17 protein-coding genes are annotated in these 20689 nt (G+C 70.9%); 10 read left to right on the top strand and 7 right to left on the bottom strand.

Going from position 1 to position 20689, the window contains the following annotated elements; translation table 11 throughout:
- Window positions 1-96 precede the first annotated feature (96 nt).
- The 3 genes from BGP79_RS16395 to BGP79_RS07165 form a co-directional block, all read right to left on the bottom strand.
- Complete coding sequence (locus BGP79_RS16395) at window positions 97-324, bottom strand: hypothetical protein (RefSeq protein WP_143588336.1); 228 nt, start codon at window positions 322-324, stop codon at window positions 97-99.
- 123 nt (window positions 325-447) lie between these two features.
- Window positions 448-3006 carry an AAA family ATPase gene (locus BGP79_RS07170; protein WP_076694156.1) on the bottom strand — a complete coding sequence of 853 codons (2559 nt, stop codon included), beginning with the start codon at window positions 3004-3006 and terminating at the stop codon, window positions 448-450.
- Between the two features lie 313 nt (window positions 3007-3319).
- The gene (locus BGP79_RS07165; RefSeq protein ID WP_076694154.1) at window positions 3320-4042 is read right to left on the bottom strand and encodes a hypothetical protein; all 723 of its coding nucleotides are present in this window, start codon (window positions 4040-4042) and stop codon (window positions 3320-3322) included.
- A gap of 160 nt (window positions 4043-4202) precedes the next feature.
- On the opposite strand from BGP79_RS07165, the gene BGP79_RS07160 reads away from it, so the two are divergent.
- A complete protein-coding gene (locus tag BGP79_RS07160; protein WP_076694152.1) occupies window positions 4203-4745 on the top strand; it encodes a peptidylprolyl isomerase in 543 nt (180 codons plus the stop codon).
- 93 nt (window positions 4746-4838) lie between these two features.
- The gene (locus BGP79_RS07155) at window positions 4839-5624 is read left to right on the top strand and encodes a rhomboid family intramembrane serine protease (RefSeq protein ID WP_369800173.1); all 786 of its coding nucleotides are present in this window, start codon (window positions 4839-4841) and stop codon (window positions 5622-5624) included.
- A 235-nt stretch (window positions 5625-5859) separates the two neighbouring features.
- On the opposite strand, the gene BGP79_RS07150 is transcribed toward BGP79_RS07155, so the two are convergent.
- The 3 genes from BGP79_RS07150 to BGP79_RS07140 all read right to left on the bottom strand — a co-directional run bounded on the left by BGP79_RS07150 (window position 5860) and on the right by BGP79_RS07140 (window position 9893).
- On the bottom strand, window positions 5860-8436 hold the full coding sequence (locus BGP79_RS07150; protein WP_076694149.1) for a glycoside hydrolase family 65 protein: 2577 nt from the start codon (window positions 8434-8436) through the stop codon (window positions 5860-5862).
- On the bottom strand, window positions 8433-9143 hold the full coding sequence (locus BGP79_RS07145) for an HAD family phosphatase (protein ID WP_076694147.1): 711 nt from the start codon (window positions 9141-9143) through the stop codon (window positions 8433-8435). Before BGP79_RS07145 ends, BGP79_RS07150 begins: the two co-directional genes overlap by 4 nt.
- A 309-nt stretch (window positions 9144-9452) precedes the next feature.
- Window positions 9453-9893: a VOC family protein gene (locus tag BGP79_RS07140; RefSeq protein ID WP_076694145.1), complete on the bottom strand. Its 441-nt coding sequence runs from the start codon at window positions 9891-9893 to the stop codon at window positions 9453-9455.
- Between the two features lie 140 nt (window positions 9894-10033).
- Between BGP79_RS07140 and BGP79_RS07135 the strand changes: the two genes are divergently transcribed.
- The 5 genes from BGP79_RS07135 to BGP79_RS07115 all read left to right on the top strand — a co-directional run bounded on the left by BGP79_RS07135 (window position 10034) and on the right by BGP79_RS07115 (window position 16586).
- Window positions 10034-11623: an MFS transporter gene (locus BGP79_RS07135; RefSeq protein ID WP_076694143.1), complete on the top strand. Its 1590-nt coding sequence runs from the start codon at window positions 10034-10036 to the stop codon at window positions 11621-11623.
- A gap of 109 nt (window positions 11624-11732) precedes the next feature.
- Window positions 11733-12398 (top strand): SDR family oxidoreductase, encoded by a 666-nt coding sequence (locus BGP79_RS07130; RefSeq protein ID WP_076694141.1) that lies wholly within the window; start codon window positions 11733-11735, stop codon window positions 12396-12398.
- Between the two features lie 161 nt (window positions 12399-12559).
- A complete protein-coding gene (locus BGP79_RS07125; protein WP_143588335.1) occupies window positions 12560-14431 on the top strand; it encodes a Na+/H+ antiporter in 1872 nt (623 codons plus the stop codon).
- 43 nt (window positions 14432-14474) lie between these two features.
- Complete coding sequence (locus tag BGP79_RS07120; protein WP_076694139.1) at window positions 14475-15758, top strand: M18 family aminopeptidase; 1284 nt, start codon at window positions 14475-14477, stop codon at window positions 15756-15758.
- Window positions 15759-15821: 63 nt separating this feature from the next.
- The gene (locus BGP79_RS07115) at window positions 15822-16586 is read left to right on the top strand and encodes a TipAS antibiotic-recognition domain-containing protein (RefSeq protein WP_076694716.1); all 765 of its coding nucleotides are present in this window, start codon (window positions 15822-15824) and stop codon (window positions 16584-16586) included.
- 24 nt (window positions 16587-16610) lie between these two features.
- On the opposite strand, the gene BGP79_RS07110 is transcribed toward BGP79_RS07115, so the two are convergent.
- Complete coding sequence (locus tag BGP79_RS07110) at window positions 16611-17465, bottom strand: hypothetical protein (protein WP_083701668.1); 855 nt, start codon at window positions 17463-17465, stop codon at window positions 16611-16613.
- A gap of 140 nt (window positions 17466-17605) precedes the next feature.
- Between BGP79_RS07110 and ribA the strand changes: the two genes are divergently transcribed.
- From ribA to BGP79_RS07095, 3 genes are all read left to right on the top strand, one after another.
- Window positions 17606-18928 (top strand): GTP cyclohydrolase II RibA, encoded by a 1323-nt coding sequence (gene ribA / locus BGP79_RS07105; protein WP_076694137.1) that lies wholly within the window; start codon window positions 17606-17608, stop codon window positions 18926-18928.
- Entirely contained in the window at window positions 18925-20091 is a 1167-nt protein-coding gene (locus tag BGP79_RS07100; protein ID WP_076694135.1) for a hypothetical protein, read from the top strand. The genes ribA and BGP79_RS07100 overlap by 4 nt, the downstream gene beginning before the upstream one ends.
- A gap of 144 nt (window positions 20092-20235) precedes the next feature.
- Window positions 20236-20637, top strand: coding sequence for a hypothetical protein (locus BGP79_RS07095; protein ID WP_076694133.1), 402 nt, complete (start codon window positions 20236-20238; stop codon window positions 20635-20637).
- Window positions 20638-20689 lie beyond the last annotated feature (52 nt).

Raw genomic sequence — 20689 nt, 5'->3', positions numbered from 1 at the left:
GTCCACTGTCGTCCGACCGACGACAGTCGGGAAGAACGAGCGGAGTGCCCCGAAGTCATAGCTGTGTGTGTCGGCCCTTCTCCTACAGCCACGGTGTCAGGACTGCAAGGTGCCCGTCGTGCCCGAGGTCGGCGCCTGAGCGCCTGGGGCCGGAGCCGCCGGGATGGTGGAGGCGGTGTCCGCCATGTGCTTGCGGTCGCCGCCGGAGACCGTGGTGGTCACCCGCGGGGAGGCAGGCTGCGCGGTCTTCCGTGGGTCCTCGACCGGCTTGGAAGCGCGCCAGGCGGAGACGCCCGCGACGCCGGCGGCTTTAGGAGGCTTCACGCCAGACGACGAGTACGGGAGCTAACCAGGCGACGCCAGCCTCGTTACAAGACGCCTGCGTCTACGCGTTGAACCGGAGGACGTAGTGCCGGGACGCCGCTGGCGGGTGCGCACCCACTCACGTCAGCTCGCCTGGTATCTCTTGACGCTCTTCAGCCACTCATCGAGCACGTCGATCTCGGCAGTGAGGGTGTCCACCGATGGTGGCGTGTAGTTCAGTTCGGGGTGAGGATCGTGACGGGAAGCCCAACCAGAAATCCTGCTGTAGGAATCGTCGTACGTTTTGATGTCGTTAGTAGTGACTCGTCCGATCACCCTCAATTTCCCCACGCGGACTTCCAGGGCTCGATAGTCCACAAGCGGTTCGGCCAGCACTTGGCTAATAATGCGTTCCCATGTCTGGGACATGTGACCCGCAATCTCCTCGGTGGCGCGCTGGTAGTCCGGATCGGACATGCCTTCCTCGTGACGGCGCAGCGAAGCGACTTCTTGCCTCAGAGTCTCCACGCGTTGCGCGGCGTCCTGCGCCGTCCAGGGATGTTTGAGAGTGGTGAAGCCGGGGCCAATCTTTCGCTTGCGTTCGATGCCGCGGGTCGCGAAGGGGACGTCCGCTGCTTCTGCTGTCTTTCGAAGGACCATCGTGAAGGCGATGTCATGCGTGAAGACGATGACCTGCCGTTCTCCCGCCAGGTCGACGATCCGGTTGGCGACCGCCTCTCGCCGCATATGGTCGAGCGAGGACACGGGGTCGTCGAACACCAGCGCCGACTTGCTGGTGTCGAAGTGTACTTCGGTGAGGAACCCTGCGAAGCCGAGCGCCGTCTGTTCGCCCTCGGAAAGTACGTCGCCGAGGCGCGCGCCCGCACGCGCGTTCAAGAAGTCGGCCTTGTGAAGCAGGCCCATCCCTTGGCGCGACCTGGTTGCCTTGAAGGTGACCCGCTCCAGTTCGAGCCGGTCTGTCTCGCGAGTGAAGCGGTCTCGGGCTTCTTCGGTCACGTACTTCCTCGTCAGCTCGCCCACCTTGTCGGTGATTGCGCGCGTGTTTGTCTCGGAGAATTTGTCACTGAGCACCGCTAACTCGAGCAGGCGGGCGCGTTCCGACTCGATCAGGGGCCTCCCCTCCCGCATCGCAATCTGGTCGCGCAGCCGGTTCTCTTCAGTCTGCGCCTGAGCGAGACGTCCGGCGAAATCAGCGGCATCGATGGAGCCGGCCTGGTCGCGGAGGCCCCTCTCCTGGGCGGCAAGCGTGGCGACCTCCGCTGCGACGCTTACGTCCGCCGGCTGCTCATCGGCGATCATGGCTGCCTGACGCGCACGGAATGCGTCGAACAGCCTCTGGACCCGCTTGGCGAATCCCGGTTCAGACTGATCGAACGAGGCGATGGCGACCGCCACGGTTTGGCTCTCGACCGGCTGCCGGCCGAGAGCCGCGACGAACGCTTCGAGCGCCTTCTTGGCCGACTCGGCGTCTCTAGCTGTCGCGTCCGAGACGAACTTGTGAAACCGCTTCAGCCGCGCCGCCCCTCCTCCGTTGAGGGACTGCTGGCATAGCACGCAGACTGCTCCGTCGTCTGAATGCGGGAAGTCGTGTTCCGGGTAGACGACGCGCGAGTAATCTTCCGCCGCTTGCCACAGCGCTTTCCAGACCGGCGATCCGATGGCGGCGAGTGGCTCGTCTCCGAACGTGGTCAAGGAAGCCGCGTCCGCCGCTTCCTGGGCCGACTTCGCGCTCGCGCGCAGCGCTTTGAGCTTCTCGTGCACCGCGGAACCGAACGAGCTGTCGAGGCCGGCGAGGTGACTCGCGACCCGATTAAGCGCATCGGCCGCGCGGATCAGCTTCTGCTTCTCCTGCCGAGGATCAGCGGTCCGGAGCCGAGCCACTTCCTCGACCTGATTGCTCAGCTTCTGGTCGACGTCGTGAGGGCAAGCGGTGGCCGCGTCGATCTCTGCGTCCGTCGTCTTGGTCGTGAGAGCGCTCAGGAATGTCGCCGCCGATCCGCGATCGTCGACGACGGGGAGAGTTCCGGGCGCGCCCTTCCCGGTCTTCCATCCGTCGATGACACGTCGCACGCCGGCGGTCACTGTCGAGAGGTCGTCAAGAAGTTGCACCGCAGAAGGCCGGTAGGAGATCTCTGCTTCCGAGTTGAGGTACGTGTCTCCGCAGTGCTCGTCATAGAGGGCGACGCGCCCGAGAGCAGGATCGGCGGTGGACCCGAGGGACGAGGTGAACTCGGTCGCCGAGACGAGGAATGTCACCTCGCCCGACTGCTCCCCCGGGGACTCAGCGAAGACGTCAGGGAGGATGTCGGCCCGGTGGCGGGCGCGCACCATGGACTGCAGGATGCGCGCGTACCCAGACTTCCCGCTGCCGTTGTTGCCGTACACGACGGTCAGGCCTTCAGGCGCGAACGTGAGCTCCTGATTCTCAGCGAGCCGATTGACATTAGACACGCCTCTAACGGAGAGGATCCGCACCGGCTCGTCATTCGTGCTCTGAGGAGCGGTGACCGACGCGAGCCAGCCCCCCTCCGGACCAGCGGGCGGCTTCTCGAACAGGCTCTTGGCGATCTCCTCGTACTCGATCTCGCCGATCGTTTCACCGCTCGCGATGCGCGCCAAGGCGCGCTGCTGCCACCAAGGTCGGGTAGCGATCCAGTCGAGTACGTCTTCGTAAGCGGTCACTCTGTCTCGTTCTGTCGGAGGGCGTTGCCGGGGAAGGCTCTGCGCACGCTGCTGGACGTGCTGAAGTGGACGGTGCTCACGGTTTCGCGAAGGCGTTGTCGGCCACCTTCAGGGCGCTCGTGGCTTCCCTGACTAGTCCAGGCACACTTCCGCCGACAGGACCACGAAGGTCCAGCCGAGACCGCAGGGACTCTCGACCGTGCATCGCGACCGCGCATTCGTCATGGTACGACGCGCGACCGATGCCGCAGGAGACACAGAAGGGCCCGGTGACCGTGATAGTCACCGGGCCCTTCTCGTTGGAGCTACGGCGTCACGCCTGCGGCGCGCTCGGGTTGCTCGGCGGCACCTGCGCGCCCGCGGCCGGGGCCGTCGGGGCGGTGTCCGCCACGTGCTTGCCGTCGCCACCGGAGACCGTGGTGGTCACGCGCGGGGCGGTCGGCTGCGGCGTCTTCCACGGGTCCTCGACCGGCTTGGACGCGCGCCAGGCCGAGAAGCCCGCGACGCCGGCGGCGGTGATGGCGCCGAGGACGAGCCAGCCCTTGCCCGTCTTGCCGCTGGAGCGCCGGGCGTTCTTCGACGTCGTCTTGGCAGCGTCGACCAGGGCCTTCTGCGCCTTCTTGACGGCCTTCTTGTCACCGGTGATCTTCGCCACGATGAAGTCGAGCTGCTCCGGCGTCTCCACGCCGCCCAGCTTCCTGGCCACCTGCGCGGCGATGTCGCCGATCTTCAGCTGCGCGGCCGGGATGTACTGGTCGACCACCTTGTCGCGCGCGGTGTTCAGCGCGGGGGTCGCCCGGTCCAGCTGCTTCTGCAGGGCGGGGCCGGCGTTGTCCATGGCCTTGGAGATGCGCGGACCGGCAGCGTCGAGGCCGTGCTGCAGCTTCGGCGTCAGGGTGGCGACACCGTCGGCCAGCTCGTGACCCGCGCGGCGGGCAGCATTCTGGACGGCGGGCGAGGCGGTGTCGATCCCCGCCTGCACGCGGGAGACCGCCCACTCCAGGGCGCCCTCGGGGGATTTGACCTTCTTGCTCACATCTACCTCCGTCAAAGGGTGTGGTTGTCCGCCCCTAGCCTACGGGGTCGCGTCAGACTCGCACTATCGGCCGCGGACGCCGTTTCACTGTCCGCTGAACGGGGCCGTGAGAGCCGTCCTGACCGGGATCCTGTCAGTGCCGCATGGAACAATCGGGCCCATGAGTGCACAGGCAACGCAGAAGGCGACCATCCACACCACCCAGGGCGACATCGTCGTCGAGCTCTTCGGCAACCACGCCCCGAAGACCGTGGCGAACTTCGTCGAGCTGGCCACCGGCAAGCGCGAGTGGACCCACCCGGCCACCGGCGAGAAGACCACCGACCCGCTGTACGACGGCGTGATCTTCCACCGCATCATCAAGGACTTCATGATCCAGGGTGGCGACCCGCTCGGCCGCGGCGTCGGCGGCCCCGGCTACGAGTTCGACGACGAGATCGCCCCCGACCTCGACTTCACCCAGCCCTACAAGCTGGCGATGGCGAACGCGGGCAAGCGCGGCGGCCACGGCACCAACGGCTCGCAGTTCTTCATCACCACCGTGCCCACCACCTGGCTGCAGGGCAAGCACACCATCTTCGGTGAGGTCACCGACGCGGACTCCCGTGCCGTCGTCGACAAGCTCAACAACGTGGCCACGGACCGGGGCGACAAGCCGGTCGACGACGTCAGCATCACCAGCATCGATGTCGAGGACGTCTGAGTCCGGCCTGAGGACGACGCGACGATGAGCTTCGGACAACCGGCGGTCGGCGGGACCGACACGGAGCCGCGGTGCCCTCGGCACCCGGACGCCGTGTCGTACGTGCGCTGTCAGCGCTGCGGGCGACCCGCATGCGCCCAGTGCCAGCGTCCCGCCGCCGTCGGTGTCCAGTGCGTCGACTGCGTCGCCGAGCAGGCGGCCGCCACCCCGACCCCGCGCACGTCCTTCGGCGGTGCGGTGCGGGAGGGGCGGCCCGTGGTGACGTGGAGCCTGATCGGCGTCTGCGTCGTCGTCTTCCTCCTGCAGTACCTGCTCCCGGGCCTGACCTATCAGTTCGGGTACGCGCCCGTGCTCACGGCCAGCGAGCCGTGGCGGATGATCACCAGCGGGTTCCTGCACTCGCCGGGCCTGCTTCTCCACATCCTCTTCAACATGTACGCGCTGTGGGCGCTCGGCCAGACCCTCGAGCCGGCGCTCGGCCGCGCCCGCTTCCTCGCCGTCTACGGGCTGGCCCTGATCGGCGGCGGCGTCGGCGTGCTCTGGCTCAGCGATCCGCTGGTCCTGGTGGTCGGCGCGTCCGGTGCCATCTTCGGCCTCTTCGGCGCCCTGTTCGTGATCCAGCGCCGCATCGGCGCGGACACGAAGGGCCTGCTGATCGTGCTCGCCATCAACGCGGCGCTCGGTTTCTTCTACACCTCGATCTCCTGGCAGGCCCACCTCGGCGGCCTGCTCACCGGCGCACTGGCGGCCGTCCCGCTGGTGTGGGCGCCACGCGGGCCCAGGCGCGCCCGTGTGCATTGGCTCGGGCTGGCCGGCGTACTCGTGCTGCTGGTCGCCCTGACCCTGCTCCGGCTGGCCCTCGCCCCCGGGCTCGCCTGAGTCCGCCGGTTCGAACCCATCGATCCGAGATCCATCCACGCCCCCGGCTGCTGCCGGGGGCGTTCGGCGTTCCCGGCTCGAACCGCCGTCGTCGTTGTCCACAGGACCGTCCACACTGTGCACAAACCACAGCGGTGTCATTCGGTACGGATCGCCGTGTCCCCGCCGGTGTGCCGTTGTCCACGCCTGTGCGCGACACGCCCACAGGTTTATCCACAGGTGTGGACGACGGACCTCAGGCGCGTTCGGGGGTCGGCCGCTCGTTCGGTCGGATCTGCTCCAGAGGAGCGGTGTCCGTGGGCAGGGCGGCGGTGATCACCGAGCCGTCCTCGCGCGTGCCACCGAGCACCGGGGTGCGCGGACCACGTCCGTGCCGTGGCCCCTGCCCGTTCAGCGCGACGACGAGCGGGACGTCCTCGGTCACCTGCAGCTGCTCCCCGCGGACGGTCAGGTCCACCGGACCGGCCCCCTCCTCGATGGAGATGGTGAGCTGCTCCTGTTCGACCTCGACGCGCATCCGCACCCCGACCCGGCGGATCCGGAAGGTCAGCTTCGACCAGGACTCCGGCAGCCGGGGGTCGAAGCCCAGGCCCACGCGCAGGTCCATCATGCCGCCGAACCCGTACACCAGGCAGTTCCACACCCCGCCGGCGGAGGCGATGTGCACGCCGTCGACGGTGTTCCGATGCAGGTCGGCCAGGTCCACGTACAGGCCGTGCAGGAAGTAGTCGAGCGCGGACCGCTCGTAGCCGACCTCCGCGGCGATGATCGACTGGACCACCGCGGAGAGGGTCGAGTCCCCCGTGGTGATCGGGTCGTAGTAGTCGAAGTTCGCCTTCTTCTGCGCCTCGGTGAAGCGGTGCCCCTGCAGGAACATGGCGAGCACGACGTCGGCCTGCTTGAGCACCTGGAACCGGTAGATCACCAGTGGGTGGTAGTGCAGCAGCAGCGGCCGGCGGTCCTCCGGGGTGGCCGGCAGATCCCACAGTTCGCGGTCGAGGAAGTGCTCGTCCTGCGGGTGGATGCCCAGTTCCTCGTCGTACGGGATGGTCATGTGCGCCGCGCAGTCCAGCCACCGCCCCGGCTCGGCGGGGTCGAGATCGAGCCGGTGCACCATCCGCTCGTAGGCGGCCGTGTCCGACTGCCGCAGCGTGCGCACCGCCGCGGCCGCCCGCTCGAGGTTGTACCGGGCCATCACGTTGGTGAACAGGTTGTTGTTGACCACGGTGGTGTACTCGTCCGGGCCGGTGACCCCGTGGATGTTGAAGACGCGGTGCTCGTTCTCCCGCCAGAAGCCGAGGTCCTCCCACATCCGGGCGGTCTCGACCAGGATGTCGATGCCGTTGACGCGCATGAACGCGACGTCCCCGGTGGTGTCCACATAGCGGCTGACGGCAAAGGCGATGTCCGCGTCGATGTGGTACTGCGCGGTGCCCGCGGCGTAGTACGCGGACGCCTCCTCGCCGTTGATGGTCCGCCACGGGTAGAGCGCGCCGCGCTGAGCGAGCTCCCGGGCGCGTTCGCGGGCCTTGTCCAGTTGGTTGACGCGGAACCGGAGCGCGTTCCGGGCCAGGCCGGGACAGGTGTACGAGAGGAACGGGATGACGTACACCTCGGTGTCCCAGAAGTAGTGGCCCTCGTAGCCGGAGCCCGTCACCCCCTTGGCCGGCACGCCGAGCTGATCGGCGCGGGCGGAGGCCTGCGCCAGTTGGAACAGGTTCCAGCGGATGGCCTGCTGGGTCGCGTCGCTGTCTCCCTCCGGCCCGCCGTCGCTCTCCACCTCCACGTCCGCGTCCGCCCAGAACCGGTCCAGCCACGCGCGCTGCGCGTCGCGGCTGACCTGGGCCCCGTCGGCGCGGAACCGGTCCAGGGTGCGGCGGCAGCGGTCGAACAGCTCCCGCACCGGCACGCCGCGCGAGGAGTGGTAGGCGACGGCCTTGGTGATGGTGATCGGCCGGCCGGCGGTGGCGTGGATCCGGTAGACCTTCTTCCCCAGGTCCGGCTCCGTGCTGATGAGTTCCTCGAACTCGTTCTCGGTCTCGATGTGGTGATCGGCGCCGACCGCGAGCGTCATCCTCGACGACGCGCACTGGTAGCCGAGGATCATCCGCCGCCCGCTGGCCCAGTCCCCGCGCGGCTCGAGCACCCGGGTGTGCAGCCGGGCACCCTTGCGGGGGTCCGTCCCCTCGCCCATCGCGGCCGCCGCCACGTGATACTCGTCGACGCCGTCCTGCCGGTTGAGGATCTGCGAGGAGACGGCCACCGGGGCGTCGCCGTCGAGCATCGTCACCTTCAGCGTCATCACCGCCAGGTGCCGCTGATCCAGCGAGATCATCCGGGTCGACTCGACCATGACGCGCTGGCCCGCCGGTGTGCGCCAGATGAGGTTGCGCCGCAGGACGCCGTCGCGGAAGTCCAGCGACCGCTCGTAGTGTTCCAGGTCCGCGACCGAGAGCAGCAGCGGTTCGTCGTCCACGTAGAGCTTCATCAGCTTCGAGTCCGGGACGTTGACCATCGTCTGCCCGGTGGTCGCGAAGCCGTAGGCGGACTCGGCGTGCCGGATGGGCCACGTCTCGTGGAAACCGTTGATGTAGGTGCCGTGCGTGTGCGCGTCCCGGCCCTCGGGCGGGTTGTCCCGCATCCCCAGGTAGCCGTTGCCGACGGCGAAGAGGGTCTCCGTGAGCGGCAGATCGGCCGTGGTGGGCCAGGTCTCCGTCAGCCGCCACGGGTCGGCCGGGAAGCGGTCCCGGTTCAGCGGGTCGGTGAACGGGTTCGCCCCGTCCTCGACGCCGCGCGTGTGCCCCGGGTTCACGGCAGCACCTCGTCCAGCTCGGTCACGACGACGTCGGCACCCGCGTCGGTCAGCGCGTCCGCGCCGGCGCCGCGGTCGACGCCGATCACGCGTCCGAAGTGCCCGGCCCGTCCGGCGGCGACGCCCGACGTGGCGTCCTCCACGACGACGGCGCGGGTGGGGTCGACGCCGAGCAGCGCGGCGGCGCGCAGGAAGGTGTCCGGGGCGGGCTTGCCCGCTAGGTGCTCCGTGTCCGCGACCCGGCCGTCGACCACGCACGCGAAGTCCCCGGCAATACCGGCCGCGTCGAGCACGGGCCGGGCGTTGCGGGAGGAGGAGACGACCGCGAGGGCGGTGCCACGCTTCCGCAGAGCCTCCAGCAGCTGCACCGACGCGGGATAGGGGGCGATGCCGTCGCGGGCGAGCACCGCGTTGAAGGCGGCGTTCTTGCGGTTGCCCAGGCCGTTGACGGTGGGCGCGTCCTCCGGGTCGTCCGGATCGCCGTCGGGCAGCGTGATGCCGCGCGAGCCGAGGAAGGCGCGCACGCCGTCGGCACGCGGACGCCCGTCCACGTGGGCGAAGTAGTCCGCGTCCGAGAACGGAGGCTGATCACGTCCCTCGAGGAAGGCGTCGAACATCTCGGCCCACGCGGTCCGGTGGATCTGCGCGGTCGGGGTCAGGACGCCGTCGAGGTCGAACAGGACGGCGTCGAAGTCGCTCCAGTTCACGGCACCATGCTAGAGGCGCGCTGACGCCCGGTGAAAGCGCTTACGTTCCACGCGCGTCGGCGCTCGCGACGATCGAGGCGGCAGTTTCCCACAGGAGTTGTCCACAGTGTGGAGAACTTACACGGCTGTGATTCGCGAGAGCGATGGGCGAGCGGGATCGGGACGCTGCCGCCATCCAGGCGCACGACACCGGAATCCGCCCCGTTCCGGCCCGGAACGTTGTCCACATCGTGCACAACCTGTGGAGAACAGACGGTGTGGAACCTGTTGACGACGCGCGGAGGCCGGGGGACGCCCCTGCACGCGGGCTCACGCCGGCGCCGGTTCCGGCTCGTCGAGGAACAGGCAGAACGGGTGACCGGCCGGGTCGAGCATCACTCGGACGTCCTCCTGCGGCTGGAACGCCGCGACCCGTGCCCCGGTGCGTTCGGCGAAGACGACGGCGGCGTCGAGGTCGTGGACCGCGATGTCGAGGTGGATCATCATGGCGGGATCGCCCTCGCCGGCGGGCCAGACCGGCGGCACCCAGTGGGCCTCGTACTGGAAGGACAGGCCGGCACCGGAGGGGGAGCGCAGGGTCACCCATTCCGGTTCGCGGCTGCCGTAGGACCACCCCAGCAGCCGGTGGTAGAAGTCCGCCAGCGCCGGGGGATCGTCGCTGTCGAGCACGACGCCGGTCAGCTCGAGGAACGGACGGTCGACAGCGGGTTCGTCCGAGGGGGTGTGGTCGCCCTCCGGCTGTGTCACCATGCCCCGAGCGTAGGGGACGGCGACACGATCTGATCCGCGCCAGCACGGGTCTACGGACCGGGTCTGTCCGCATCTCGAATAGGAGACCGGTCCACCTCCCGGTAGGCTCGACGGGTTTTGTCAACGACCCGAGAGGTAACATGCCGCCCGAAGCCAGCAGTCCCCAGCAGTCCGACCATCGCCCCGACCACGCAGCCGAGAGCGGCGCCGGACGCCGTCGCGCCCGGCGCCGGGAGCTGACCGTCGCCGACGTCAACGTCGTCGACCCGCCCCAGTTGCGCAAGGCCGTCAGCGGCACCGTCGTCGGCAACGCCATGGAGTGGTACGACTTCGGCATCTACGGCTACCTCGCGGTGACCATGGGCCAGGTGTTCTTCCCGGCCGAGGATCCGGGCGCCCAGCTGCTCGCCTCCCTGGCCGCCTTCGCCGTCAGCTTCCTGATGCGCCCCCTCGGCGGTCTGGTGTTCGGCCCGCTCGGCGACAAGATCGGGCGGCAGCGCACCCTCGCGGTGACCATGCTGATGATGGCCGCCGGCACCTTCGTGATCGGCCTGCTGCCCTCGTTCGAGCAGGTCGGCGTGCTCGCGCCCGTCCTGCTCGTGCTGATGCGCATGATCCAGGGCTTCTCCACCGGTGGCGAGTACGCCGGTGCGACGACCTTCGTCACCGAGTACGCCCCCGACCGCCGCCGCGGCTTCCTCTCGTCCCTCCTGGACGTGGGCAGCTACCTCGGCTTCGCCGTCGGTGCGGCCACCGTGTCGATCTTCCAGATCGCCCTGGGCGAGCAGGGCATGCTCGACGGCGGCTGGCGCTGGCCGTTCCTCATCGCCGGCCCGATCGGCCTCATCGGCCTGTACTTCCGCCTCAAGATCGAGGAGTCCCCCCAGTTCGAGGCCAGCCAGGCACTGCGTGAGAAGACCGAGGCGGCCGCGTCCTCGTCGGGTGACGCCGCGGCCGAGCCGCGACTCGGCCTCGTCGGCATCGTCCGCGCCCACTGGCGCGAGCTGGCCATCGCGATGTTCCTCGTCGCCGCCGCCAACACCGTCGGCTACGCGCTGACCTCGTACATGCCGACCTACCTGACCGACACGCTCGGGTACGACGCGCTGCACGGCACCGTGCTGACCATCCCCGTGCTGATCGCGATGTCCGCCGGCATCCCCTGGACCGGCCGGCTCTCCGACCGGTTCGGCCGCCGCCCGGTGCTCGCCACCGCGGCCATCGCGACCATCGTGCTCATGATCCCGGCGTTCAGCCTGCTGGCCGTCGGCGAGCTGTGGTCCACCATCCTCGGCCTGTGCCTCGTGGCGCTGTGCGTGATGCCGTACGTGGCCAACCTGGCCTCCTCGCTGCCGGCCCTGTTCCCGACGGCGAGCCGGTACGGAGCGATGGGCGTGGCGTACAACTTCGCCGTCGCCATCTTCGGCGGCACCACGCCGCTGCTGGTGCAGGGCCTGATCCAGCTGACCGGGCAGGACATGGTGCCGGCCTGGTACCTCATGTTCTTCTCCGTGCTCGGCCTGATCGCCATCTGGCGGATGCCCGAGACCGCCGGCCGGCCCATGCTCGGCTCGATGCCGAACGTGCAGTCCGAGCAGGAGGCCGCCGAGCTCGTCGCCGGTCAGCACGACAACGACCGGCTGGACCTGGAGGCCCTGCCGTTCGACGACACGGTGTCCTCGAGCGCGACGCCGGACCCCGACGCGGGCACCCTCACGCCCAGCCGCTGAGGCGGCAGGCGCCTCCATCGAGCGCCGCAGCAGCACGGGCCGGGAATCGAATGATCCCGGCCCGTGTTGCCGCCTGCGGAACCCCCACTCGATGACACGGAGGAGAAGCATGTCCCGCATCGCCATTCTCGGCGGCCACGGCAAGGTCGCCCTCCTGCTCGCCCGTGACCTGACCGACGCCGGTCACGAGGTCACCTCGCTCTTCCGCAACCCGGAGCACACCGACGAGGTCGCCGGCACCGGTGCGACGCCCGTCGTGTTCGACCTCGAATCGGCCGGCACGGACGAGATCGCCACCCGGCTCTCCGGGCACGACGCCGTCGTCTTCTCCGCCGGTGCCGGCGGTGGCAGCCCCGAGCGCACGTACGCCGTCGACCGCGACGCCGCGATCCGCTCCATCGACGCCGCCTCCACGGCCGGCGTCCACCGCTACGTGTTGGTGTCCTACCTGGGCGCCGGGCCCGACCACGGCATCGACCCGTCGGACGGGTTCTTCGCCTACGCCGAGTCCAAGGCCGCTGCGGACGCCTACCTGCGCGAGAGCTCCCTGAACTGGACCATCGTCGCCCCCGGGTCGCTGACCCTGGACGAGCCGACGGGCGCCATCGAGGTCGACCCGTCGGCGGATCGTGCCGACCGTGCTGGCTCCTCACGCGCCAACGTCGCCCTCGTCATCGCCGCCGCCCTGGCCGACTCGGCCTCCGTCGGACGTACGATCGGCTTCACGGACGGGTCGACGCCGATCGAGCAGGCCGTCGCCGCTCCCTCCGCCTGACCGGGTCACGCGCCCGGAGACACCGGCCGGTGCGCTGACCCGTCTGCTCACCTGCGCGTGGAGCGCACGCACGACCCGGACACCGCCCTGCCACCGCGGGCGGACCGGCACACACTGATCAGCACCGGACGCATTGGTGCGTACCGAGGGAAGGAGGGCGCGTGGGCGAGGGCATCTGGATTCTCCTCATGATCGCCGCGGTGCTCGTCGTGGCCCCGCTCGCCCGGCGCCTCGGCGTCGCTGCCCCGCTCGCGCTCATCGTCGTCGGCATCGGCGCGTCCTTCCTGCCGTTCGTCCCGCACGAGCCGATCGACCCGGAGATCATCCTCACCGGGTTGCTGCCGCCCCTGCTCTATGCCTCCGCGATCGGCGTCTCGCTGCTCGACGTGCGCTCCGAGGCCCGGCCCATCCTGCTGCTCTCCGTCGGCCTCGTCGCGTTCACCGCGTTCGGTGTCGGACTGACCGTGTGGTGGCTGCTGCCCGTCGGCTTCGCCGCCGCGCTCGCGATCGGCGCCGTCGTCGCGCCCCCGGACGCCGTGTCCGCCTCCGCGATCGGCCGCACGATCGGCCTGCCCCGGCGCGTGCTGACCATGCTCGAGGGCGAGTCCCTGCTCAACGACGCCACAGCGCTGGTGCTCTTCGGCACGGCCCTCTCGGCGATGACCGGGGCGGCCTCCTTCGGCTCCGTCACCGGCGGCTTCCTGCTCAGCGCCCTCGGCGGCGCGGGCGTCGGGGTCGTCGTCGCGTGGGTGATCGGCCAGGTGCACGTGCGCGTGGCCAACCCCTCGGTGAACACCGGGCTGTCCTTGATAACCCCGTGGCTCGCGTTCGAACCGGCCGAGGCGATCCACGGCTCGGGCGTCCTCGCCGTCGTCGTCGCCGGCCTGATCATCGCCCACCGCTCCCCGATGCAGCAGAACGCCCTGAGCCGCATCAGCCAGACCACCAACTGGCGCACCGTCCAGTTCCTGCTCGAGAACCTCGTCTTCCTGATCATCGGCCTGCAGCTCTCCACCATCCTCGCGGCGGTGGGCGAGACGCAGATCGGCGCCCTCGACATCATCCTGCTGTGCGTCGCGGTGTTCGTGGCCGTCGTCGCGCTCCGTTTCATCTGGGTGTTCGTCACCCGGTACGCCGTCGTCCTCGGTCGCGGCGCCGAGGGCCGGCCGCTCAGCGTCCCCGAGTCGTCCGTCCTGGCCTTCGCCGGCATGCGCGGGGTGGTGACCCTGGCCGCCGCGTTCGCGCTGCCGCCGGAAACGCCGCGCCGCGAGGTGCTCGTGCTGATCGCGATGGTCGTGGCCGTCGGGTCCGTGATGATCGAGGGGTCGTTGCTGCCCGCGTTCTCCCGGTGGGTGGGCGTGCGGGGTCCCGGCCGCTCCGAGGACGCCCTGCAGGAGGCCCATGCGGTGCAGCGGGTGATGGAGGCCGGGGTGAAACGCCTCGACGAGATCGACGAGGCGCACGCCCTGGACCCCGACACCGTCGACGAGCTGCGCAGGATGGCCGAGCGCCGCATCAACCGGTCCTGGGAGGCGCTCGGCTCGCAGACCGCGCACAAGACCCCGGCGCAGACCTTCCGCGCGCTGCGGATCAAGATGCTGCGCGCCGAGCGGGAGGAGGCCCTGCGGATCCGGGCCGACCGCGGCGTCGACCACGCCGTCCTGCAGCGGGTCATGACCTCGCTCGACATGGAGGAAGCGGTCGTGCTCGCCGCCGGCGAGGAGGTGGACACCGAGGAGGAGGACGACGTCGTCACCCCGGACAGCATCGCGGGCGAGTGCGAGCACCTCGACGAGGCACGCGACCGCGACCAGCCCGACGCCAACGCGGACCACTGCCTGGACTGCGACCGGGAGGGCACCCCGACCGTCCACCTACGCATGTGCCTGACCTGCGGCAATGTCGGCTGCTGCGACTCCTCGCCCGCGACGCACGCGCGCCGCCACCAGGAGGAGACCGGCCACCCCGTGATGCGCAGCATCGAGCCGAACGAGGCGTGGCTGTGGTGCTACCCGGACGAGCTGCTGGGCTGACCGTCCGCGCCGACCGGTCCGGCCGTCTCCCTAGACTGGCCTCATGACGGAGCAGCCGAGCGTGGACGAGTACATCGACGACCTGAGCGCGTTCGTCACCGCTTCTCCCTCCTCCTTCCACGCGGCCGCCGAGGGCGCACGGCGGCTCCAGGAGTACGGTTTCACCGCCCTGGACGAGCGCGACGACTGGTCCGATCTCGGGCCGGGCCGCTACCTCGTGGTCCGGGACGGTGCCCTCGTGGCGTGGGTCGTGCCCGACGGTGCCGTCTCCACGACGGGGTTCCGCGTCATCGGCGCCCACACCGACTCGCCCGGCTTCATGCTCAAACCGCACCCGGACGTCGGGGTCCTCGGCTGGCAGCAGGCCGGCGTCGAGATCTACGGCGGCCCGCTGCTGAACTCCTGGCTGGACCGGGAACTGTGTTTCGCCGGCCGGGTCACCACGCGCGACGGCGCCGAGCACCTGATCGCGACCGGACCCGTTGCCCGGATCCCGCAACTGGCCATCCACCTGGACCGGACCGTCAACGAGGGCCTCGCCCTGGACCGGCAGACCGGCGTGCAGCCCGTGTGGGGAGCCGGCGATCCCGGAGGCCTGATGGACCGGCTGCTGCGCGACAGCGGCATCGATCCGGACGACGTGGCCGGCTGGGACATCGTCGTCGCCGACACACAGCCGCCCCGCCGCTTCGGCGGCGCCGAGGAGTTCCTCGCGTCCGGCCGGCTGGACAACCTCTCCGCCGTGCACGCCGGGCTGCGGGCGCTGATCGCCGCGCCGAGCGACGGCCCCGTGATCCCGGTGCTCGCCGCCTTCGACCACGAGGAACTCGGCTCGCAGTCCCGGTCCGGGGCGTCCGGTCCGCTGCTGGCCGACATCCTCGAGCGCGTCACCGCGGGGCTCGGCGGCGACGCCGTCGACCTGCGCCGGGCGCTCGCCGCGTCGCTGTGCCTCTCCGTGGACGCCGGGCACCTCGTGCACCCCAACCAGCCCGGCCGGCACGACCCGGTCAACCGCCCGCGGCCCGGCGGCGGTCCGCTGCTGAAGGTCAACGCCAACCAGCGGTACGCCACCGACGCCGTCGGCGCGGCCGTGTGGGCGCGCACGTGCGCCGCCGCCGGCATGCCCTGGCAGGACTTCGTCTCCCACAACGGGGTGCCCTGTGGGTCCACCATCGGACCGCTGACGGCCACCCGGCTCGGCATCCGCACCGTCGACGTCGGCCTCGGGCTCCTGTCGATGCACTCGGCGCGGGAGATGTGCCACGTCGACGACGCGGTGGCCCTCGGCGCCGCCGTCACGGCGTACCTCACGCTTCCCGTCGACTGAGGATCCTGCCGCCGCAGACCGCCCCTTGACCTTGACGCAGCGTCAACTCCTAGCGTGGTGGTCATGGAATGGTCCATCCACCAGCTCGCGCGACTGGCCGGCACCACCAGCCGCACGCTGCGCCACTACGGGGACGTCGGCCTGCTCGAACCGAGCCGGGTCGGCGCCAACGGCTACCGCTACTACGACCAGACGGGCCTGCTGACCCTGCAGCGCATCCTGCTGCTCCGCCAGCTCGGGCTCGGCCTGCCCCGGATCCGCGAGGTGATGGCCCGGCAGACCGACCCGGACGAGGCCCTGGCCGGACATCTGCGGTGGCTCCGCCTCGAGCAGCAGCGGCTGGACGACCAGATCACCGCCGTGCAGGCCACCCTGCAGCGGCTCGCGGAAGGAGAGGGCCTCATGGCCGAGGAATCACTGCACGGATTCGACCACACCCAGTACCGACAGGAGGTCGTGGAGCGCTGGGGCCAGGAGGCGTACCGCAGCTCCGACGCCTGGTGGCGGGGGAAGAGCGAGAAGGAGCGGACGGACTGGCAGCAGGCCAGCGAGCGGCTGCAGCGGGACTGGGCGGACGCCGCAGCCGCCGGTGAGGACCCGGACGGCGAGATCGCCCGCGCGCTCGCCGCACGGCAGGCCACCTGGCTCGCCTCGATCCCGGGCACGCCCGGCGCGTGCACGGGAGCCCCGGACGCCGGCTACCTGCGCGGCCTGGCCGAGATGTACGTCGCCGACGAGCGCTTCGCCGCGAACTACGGCGGGGTCGAGAACGCCACCTTCGTCCGGGACGCGCTGCTCCGCTATGCCGACGGTCTGGACGGCGCGTAGAGAAGGCCCGTGACGGGTGGGGCGTCAGGCGCCCGGACGGCGCCGGCGGTCCCAGCCCGCGGCGGCGCGTGTCGCCGCCATCGCGGCCGCGCTGCCGAGTGCGTCCGCCGACCGGGCGACAGCGCGCTGGGCGTTCTGCGCCAGCTCCTGCGCGAGATCGTTCCACGCACCGGGGGCCGGCGACGCGCCTCCAGTCGACGCGCGGCCGGTCGCGCGGCGCAGCGCGTTCTGCTCCGCGGCGTCGAACGCCCGCGCGAGGCGCCGGACGGCCTGCCGGTAGGCCGCGAACTCCGCGGGCGTCATCGTCGTCTCGGGCGACGTCGGCCGCAACCGTCCCGCGTACGCCTGCTCGCGCAGGAACGCCCCGGTCAGCGGCGCGCGCGGATCGGTCATCTCGGGATGCGCCACGGCCTGAGCGGGATCGGTCTCGTACGCCATCCAGCGCACCATCACGGCGTCGTGCGCGCTGACCAGACGCGGAAGGGGAAGCGCACTGCCGGCCCGGGCCGCGGGCAGCGCCGCTCGAGCGGCGCGGATGTCGGCACGGTGGGCGCTGACCTGAGCGGCCGCGGCCCGGCGATGGGACTGCGAGGCCTGCAGCGCGGTGCGGGCGGCGGCGACGTCGGCGGCCGAGGCGCGGGCACTGAGCCGTTCGGCCTCCATCCGGGCGACCTCCGCGCGGGCGGCTTGCACGTCGGCGCGGCAGCGGGCGGCGTCCACCCGGGCTGTGCGCAGTTCCCAACGGGCCGCGTCGAGCTCGAGGCGCCGCGTGCGCGAGGTCCGGCGGGTCCGCAACCCGGCCCAGCCGGCGACGCCGGCCCCCGCCGCGGCCGGCACCGCCCACCACGCCGTCTCGAGCATCGCCAGGATCGGGTCCACGCGGTCATGCTACGTCGGCGCGCTGGACGGCGTCTGAGACGAGTGGCTGGAGCGAGTGTCCGGACCGGCGCAATTCCCGCGCACGGGTGGCCGCCGGGGCCGTCTTGGGGCCGTCCGGATCGATGTGGAAGGCTTCACCCATGACCGCCCACTCGTCCGTGGTGACCCAGGTCGCCACCACCTCACTGCCCTGCCGGCACGGCGTGTTCGACATGCTCGGATTCGTCGACGACGCCGGCATCGAGCACGTCGTGCTCTCCCAGGGCGACCTGACCAGCGACGTCGCCGGTCCGCCCATGGTCCGGGTGCACTCCGAGTGCCTCACCGGCGACGGGTTCGGCTCCTGGCGCTGCGACTGCGGGGACCAGCTGGACGCCGCACTCGCGACCATCGCCGCCGTGGGCCGCGGCGCCGTCGTCTACCTGCGCGGCCACGAGGGACGCGGCATCGGGCTGGCGGAGAAGCTGCGCGCCTACGAACTGCAGGACGCCGGGATGGACACGGTGGACGCCAACCTCGCCCTCGGCCACGAGGAGGACGCCCGCACCTATCACGCGGCCGCCGCGATCCTCGCCTCGCTCGGCGCCACCCGGATCAGCCTGCTCTCGGGCAACCCTGCCAAGCAGCTCGCGCTCGAGGCCCTCGGCATCGAGGTCGTCGGCCGGCACAACCTCGCCGTGCCCGCCCGCGCCGAGAACGAGCGGTACCTGGCCACCAAACGAGCCCGGATGCGGCACGACCCGGCCGCCGCCGCCGATCCCGAGCTGATCGGCCGGTACGGCGACATCACCGGGTCGGACCACGTCGTCATCGCGCAGATGGGGCAGAGCGCCGACGGGTTCATCGCCGCCCGTGGGGGCGACGGGGCCGACCTGACCTCCGTCGAGGACCGCGAGCACCTGCACCGGCTGCGTGCGCTCGCGGACGCCGTCGTCGTCGGGGCCGGCACGGTCGTCGCCGACGACCCCCAGCTGACCGTGCGCTCCGTCCCCGGCACCAACCCGGTGCGGGTGGTCGTCGACCCGCGGGCGCGGATCAGCCCGGCCGCCCGGGTGCTGAGGGACCCCGCCGCCCCGACCCTGTGGCTGGTGGGTGCGCAGGCGACGATCCCCGACGTCGCCGCCCACGTCACGGTGATCCGGCTGGCCGACGGTCAGGACGGCTTCGCGCCCGCCACGATCCTCGCCGGGCTGGCCGAGCGCGGTCTGGGCCGGGTGCTGATCGAGGGCGGCGGGCTGACCGTGTCCCGCTTCCTGGCCGCCGGGGCCATCGACCACTTGTTCCTCACCATCGCGCCCGTGCTCATCGGCGACGGCGTGCCCGGTGTCCGGTTCCCCGGCGCCGAACGCCTGGACGGTGCGCTCCGGCCCCCGTCCCGCACCTTCCCCCTCGGGCCGGACACCTGCCTGCACTTCGACCTGCGACCCGACCAGCGGCTCGCCGCGGTGGAGTCGACCGCATGAGTGAGGACACCGCGTCCGGCACGGACCGTCTCGTCGTCGGCATCGTCGCCGACGAGGGCTTCCCTGCCCGGATCGCCGAGTCGCTGATTCCGACGGCGGAGGAAGCGGCGCGGGCGGCCTTCGGGGGCCGGCACGAGGTGGCCGTCGAGAGCATCGTGGACTCCCTGCCGCTGAACGAGAAGGGGGAGATCCCGCTCGGCGAGGCCGGCGCGACCCTGCGTGCCGAGCACGGCTGGGACGCCGTCGTCTACCTCACCGATCTTCCGCGCCTGGCGCACGAGGGCCCGGGCCTGGTCGGCGACTTCGACCACGGGAACCGGATCGTCCTGCTCTCCGTCCCGTCCCTGGGGGTCTTCGGGGTCCGCCGGCGGGCGCGGCGGGTGGTGAAGGAAGGGCTGCGGGTCGTCCTGGCGGATGACGTGGCCGTCGCCGACCCGGTCCTCATCAACAACCCGGTCGAGGCGCGACTCGCGCCGATCCGCCGCACCACCGCGCCGGACGCGGAGTCCTCCCTCTTCGAGCTGACGGGGTTTCGCGGCTACCTCCAGCTCTTCGCGGGCATGGTACGCAGCAACCGGCCGTGGCGGCTGCTGCCGTCGCTGTCCGGGGCGCTCGCCGCGTCCGCCGCCGTCGGCGCGTTCGGCGTGTTCTACACGAGCGTCTACCAGATGTCGGACTCCCTCACCCCCGAGCGGCTGAGCGGCATCAGCCTGTTCGCGGTGGCCGTCTTCGTGGTCTGGCTCATCGTCCACAACTCGCTGTGGGAGCGGCCCTCCGGGCCGGCGCCGAACCGCCGCGCGGTGCTCTACAACGCGTTCACCGTGGTGACGATCGGCATGGGCGCCGTCATCATGTACGCCACCCTCTACCTCATCCTCCTGGTGGGCGCCGTCGCCGTGATCGACGGAGACTACTTCGCCAGCCAGCTCGGCCATCCCGTCAACTTCACCGACTACCTGGACCTCGCCTGGCTCTCCAGCTCACTGGGAACGGTCGCGGGCGCGCTCGGCTCCAGCTTCGACGACGAGGAAGCGATCCGCAGTGCCACGTACTCGCGGAGGGAGAATGAACGTCATCGGCTGATCGAGCACCTCGACGACAAGCACAGCGACAAGCACCCCGCCCAGCGGGACGGCAGTCGAAGCCCCGACCGGCAGCAGTAGACAGCGGGAGACGACGTCGGGGAGCCCGTGCGACGGGGCGTCCCCGGTGGCGTCCCGGGGGGCACTGTGGGAGGCTGACACCACCAGATGTCTCGAAGATCGAAGGATCAGGTCGCAGAAGAGGCAACCGTCGAGGAGGGCACGATGAGCAGGTCAGATCCGCAGCACCCCGAGCACCACGAGGGACCCGATCCGGCGGCGGACAGCGACGCCACCGGATGGCCTCCGCGGACCAGCCCCGGCATCGACCCGGGGCGGGAGGCCGATGAGGGTGAGGCGACGGTGCGCGACGACGACGGGATCTCGCGCGGCGAGGACGGTGAGGAGTTCGTCGCCGGTCAGCCGACCAAGGCCTCCCAGGGCCTCGGTGCCGTCTGGGGCGATCCCGAGTGGGCCCCGGTCGACGAGCCGATGAGCGAGCGTGCTCGGCAGGAGCGCGACGACGCCACGGCCACCGCGTCCACCGTGTACGAACTGCACGAGACGGAGAGCGGCGAGCGGTACCTGACGGACAGCGGCACCGGCGAGGACGACGCCACCAGCTGACCGCGTCCCACACCGGACGACGATCGCCGTCGGTGGCCCGAGACGGTCGGCA

It is taken from the genome of Tersicoccus sp. Bi-70 (genome assembly GCF_001968825.1).
Taxonomy (GTDB): Bacteria; Actinomycetota; Actinomycetes; order Actinomycetales; family Micrococcaceae; genus Tersicoccus.
Note: the sequence above shows the minus strand (reverse complement) of the source record. Positions and strands in the feature narration are given on the sequence as shown.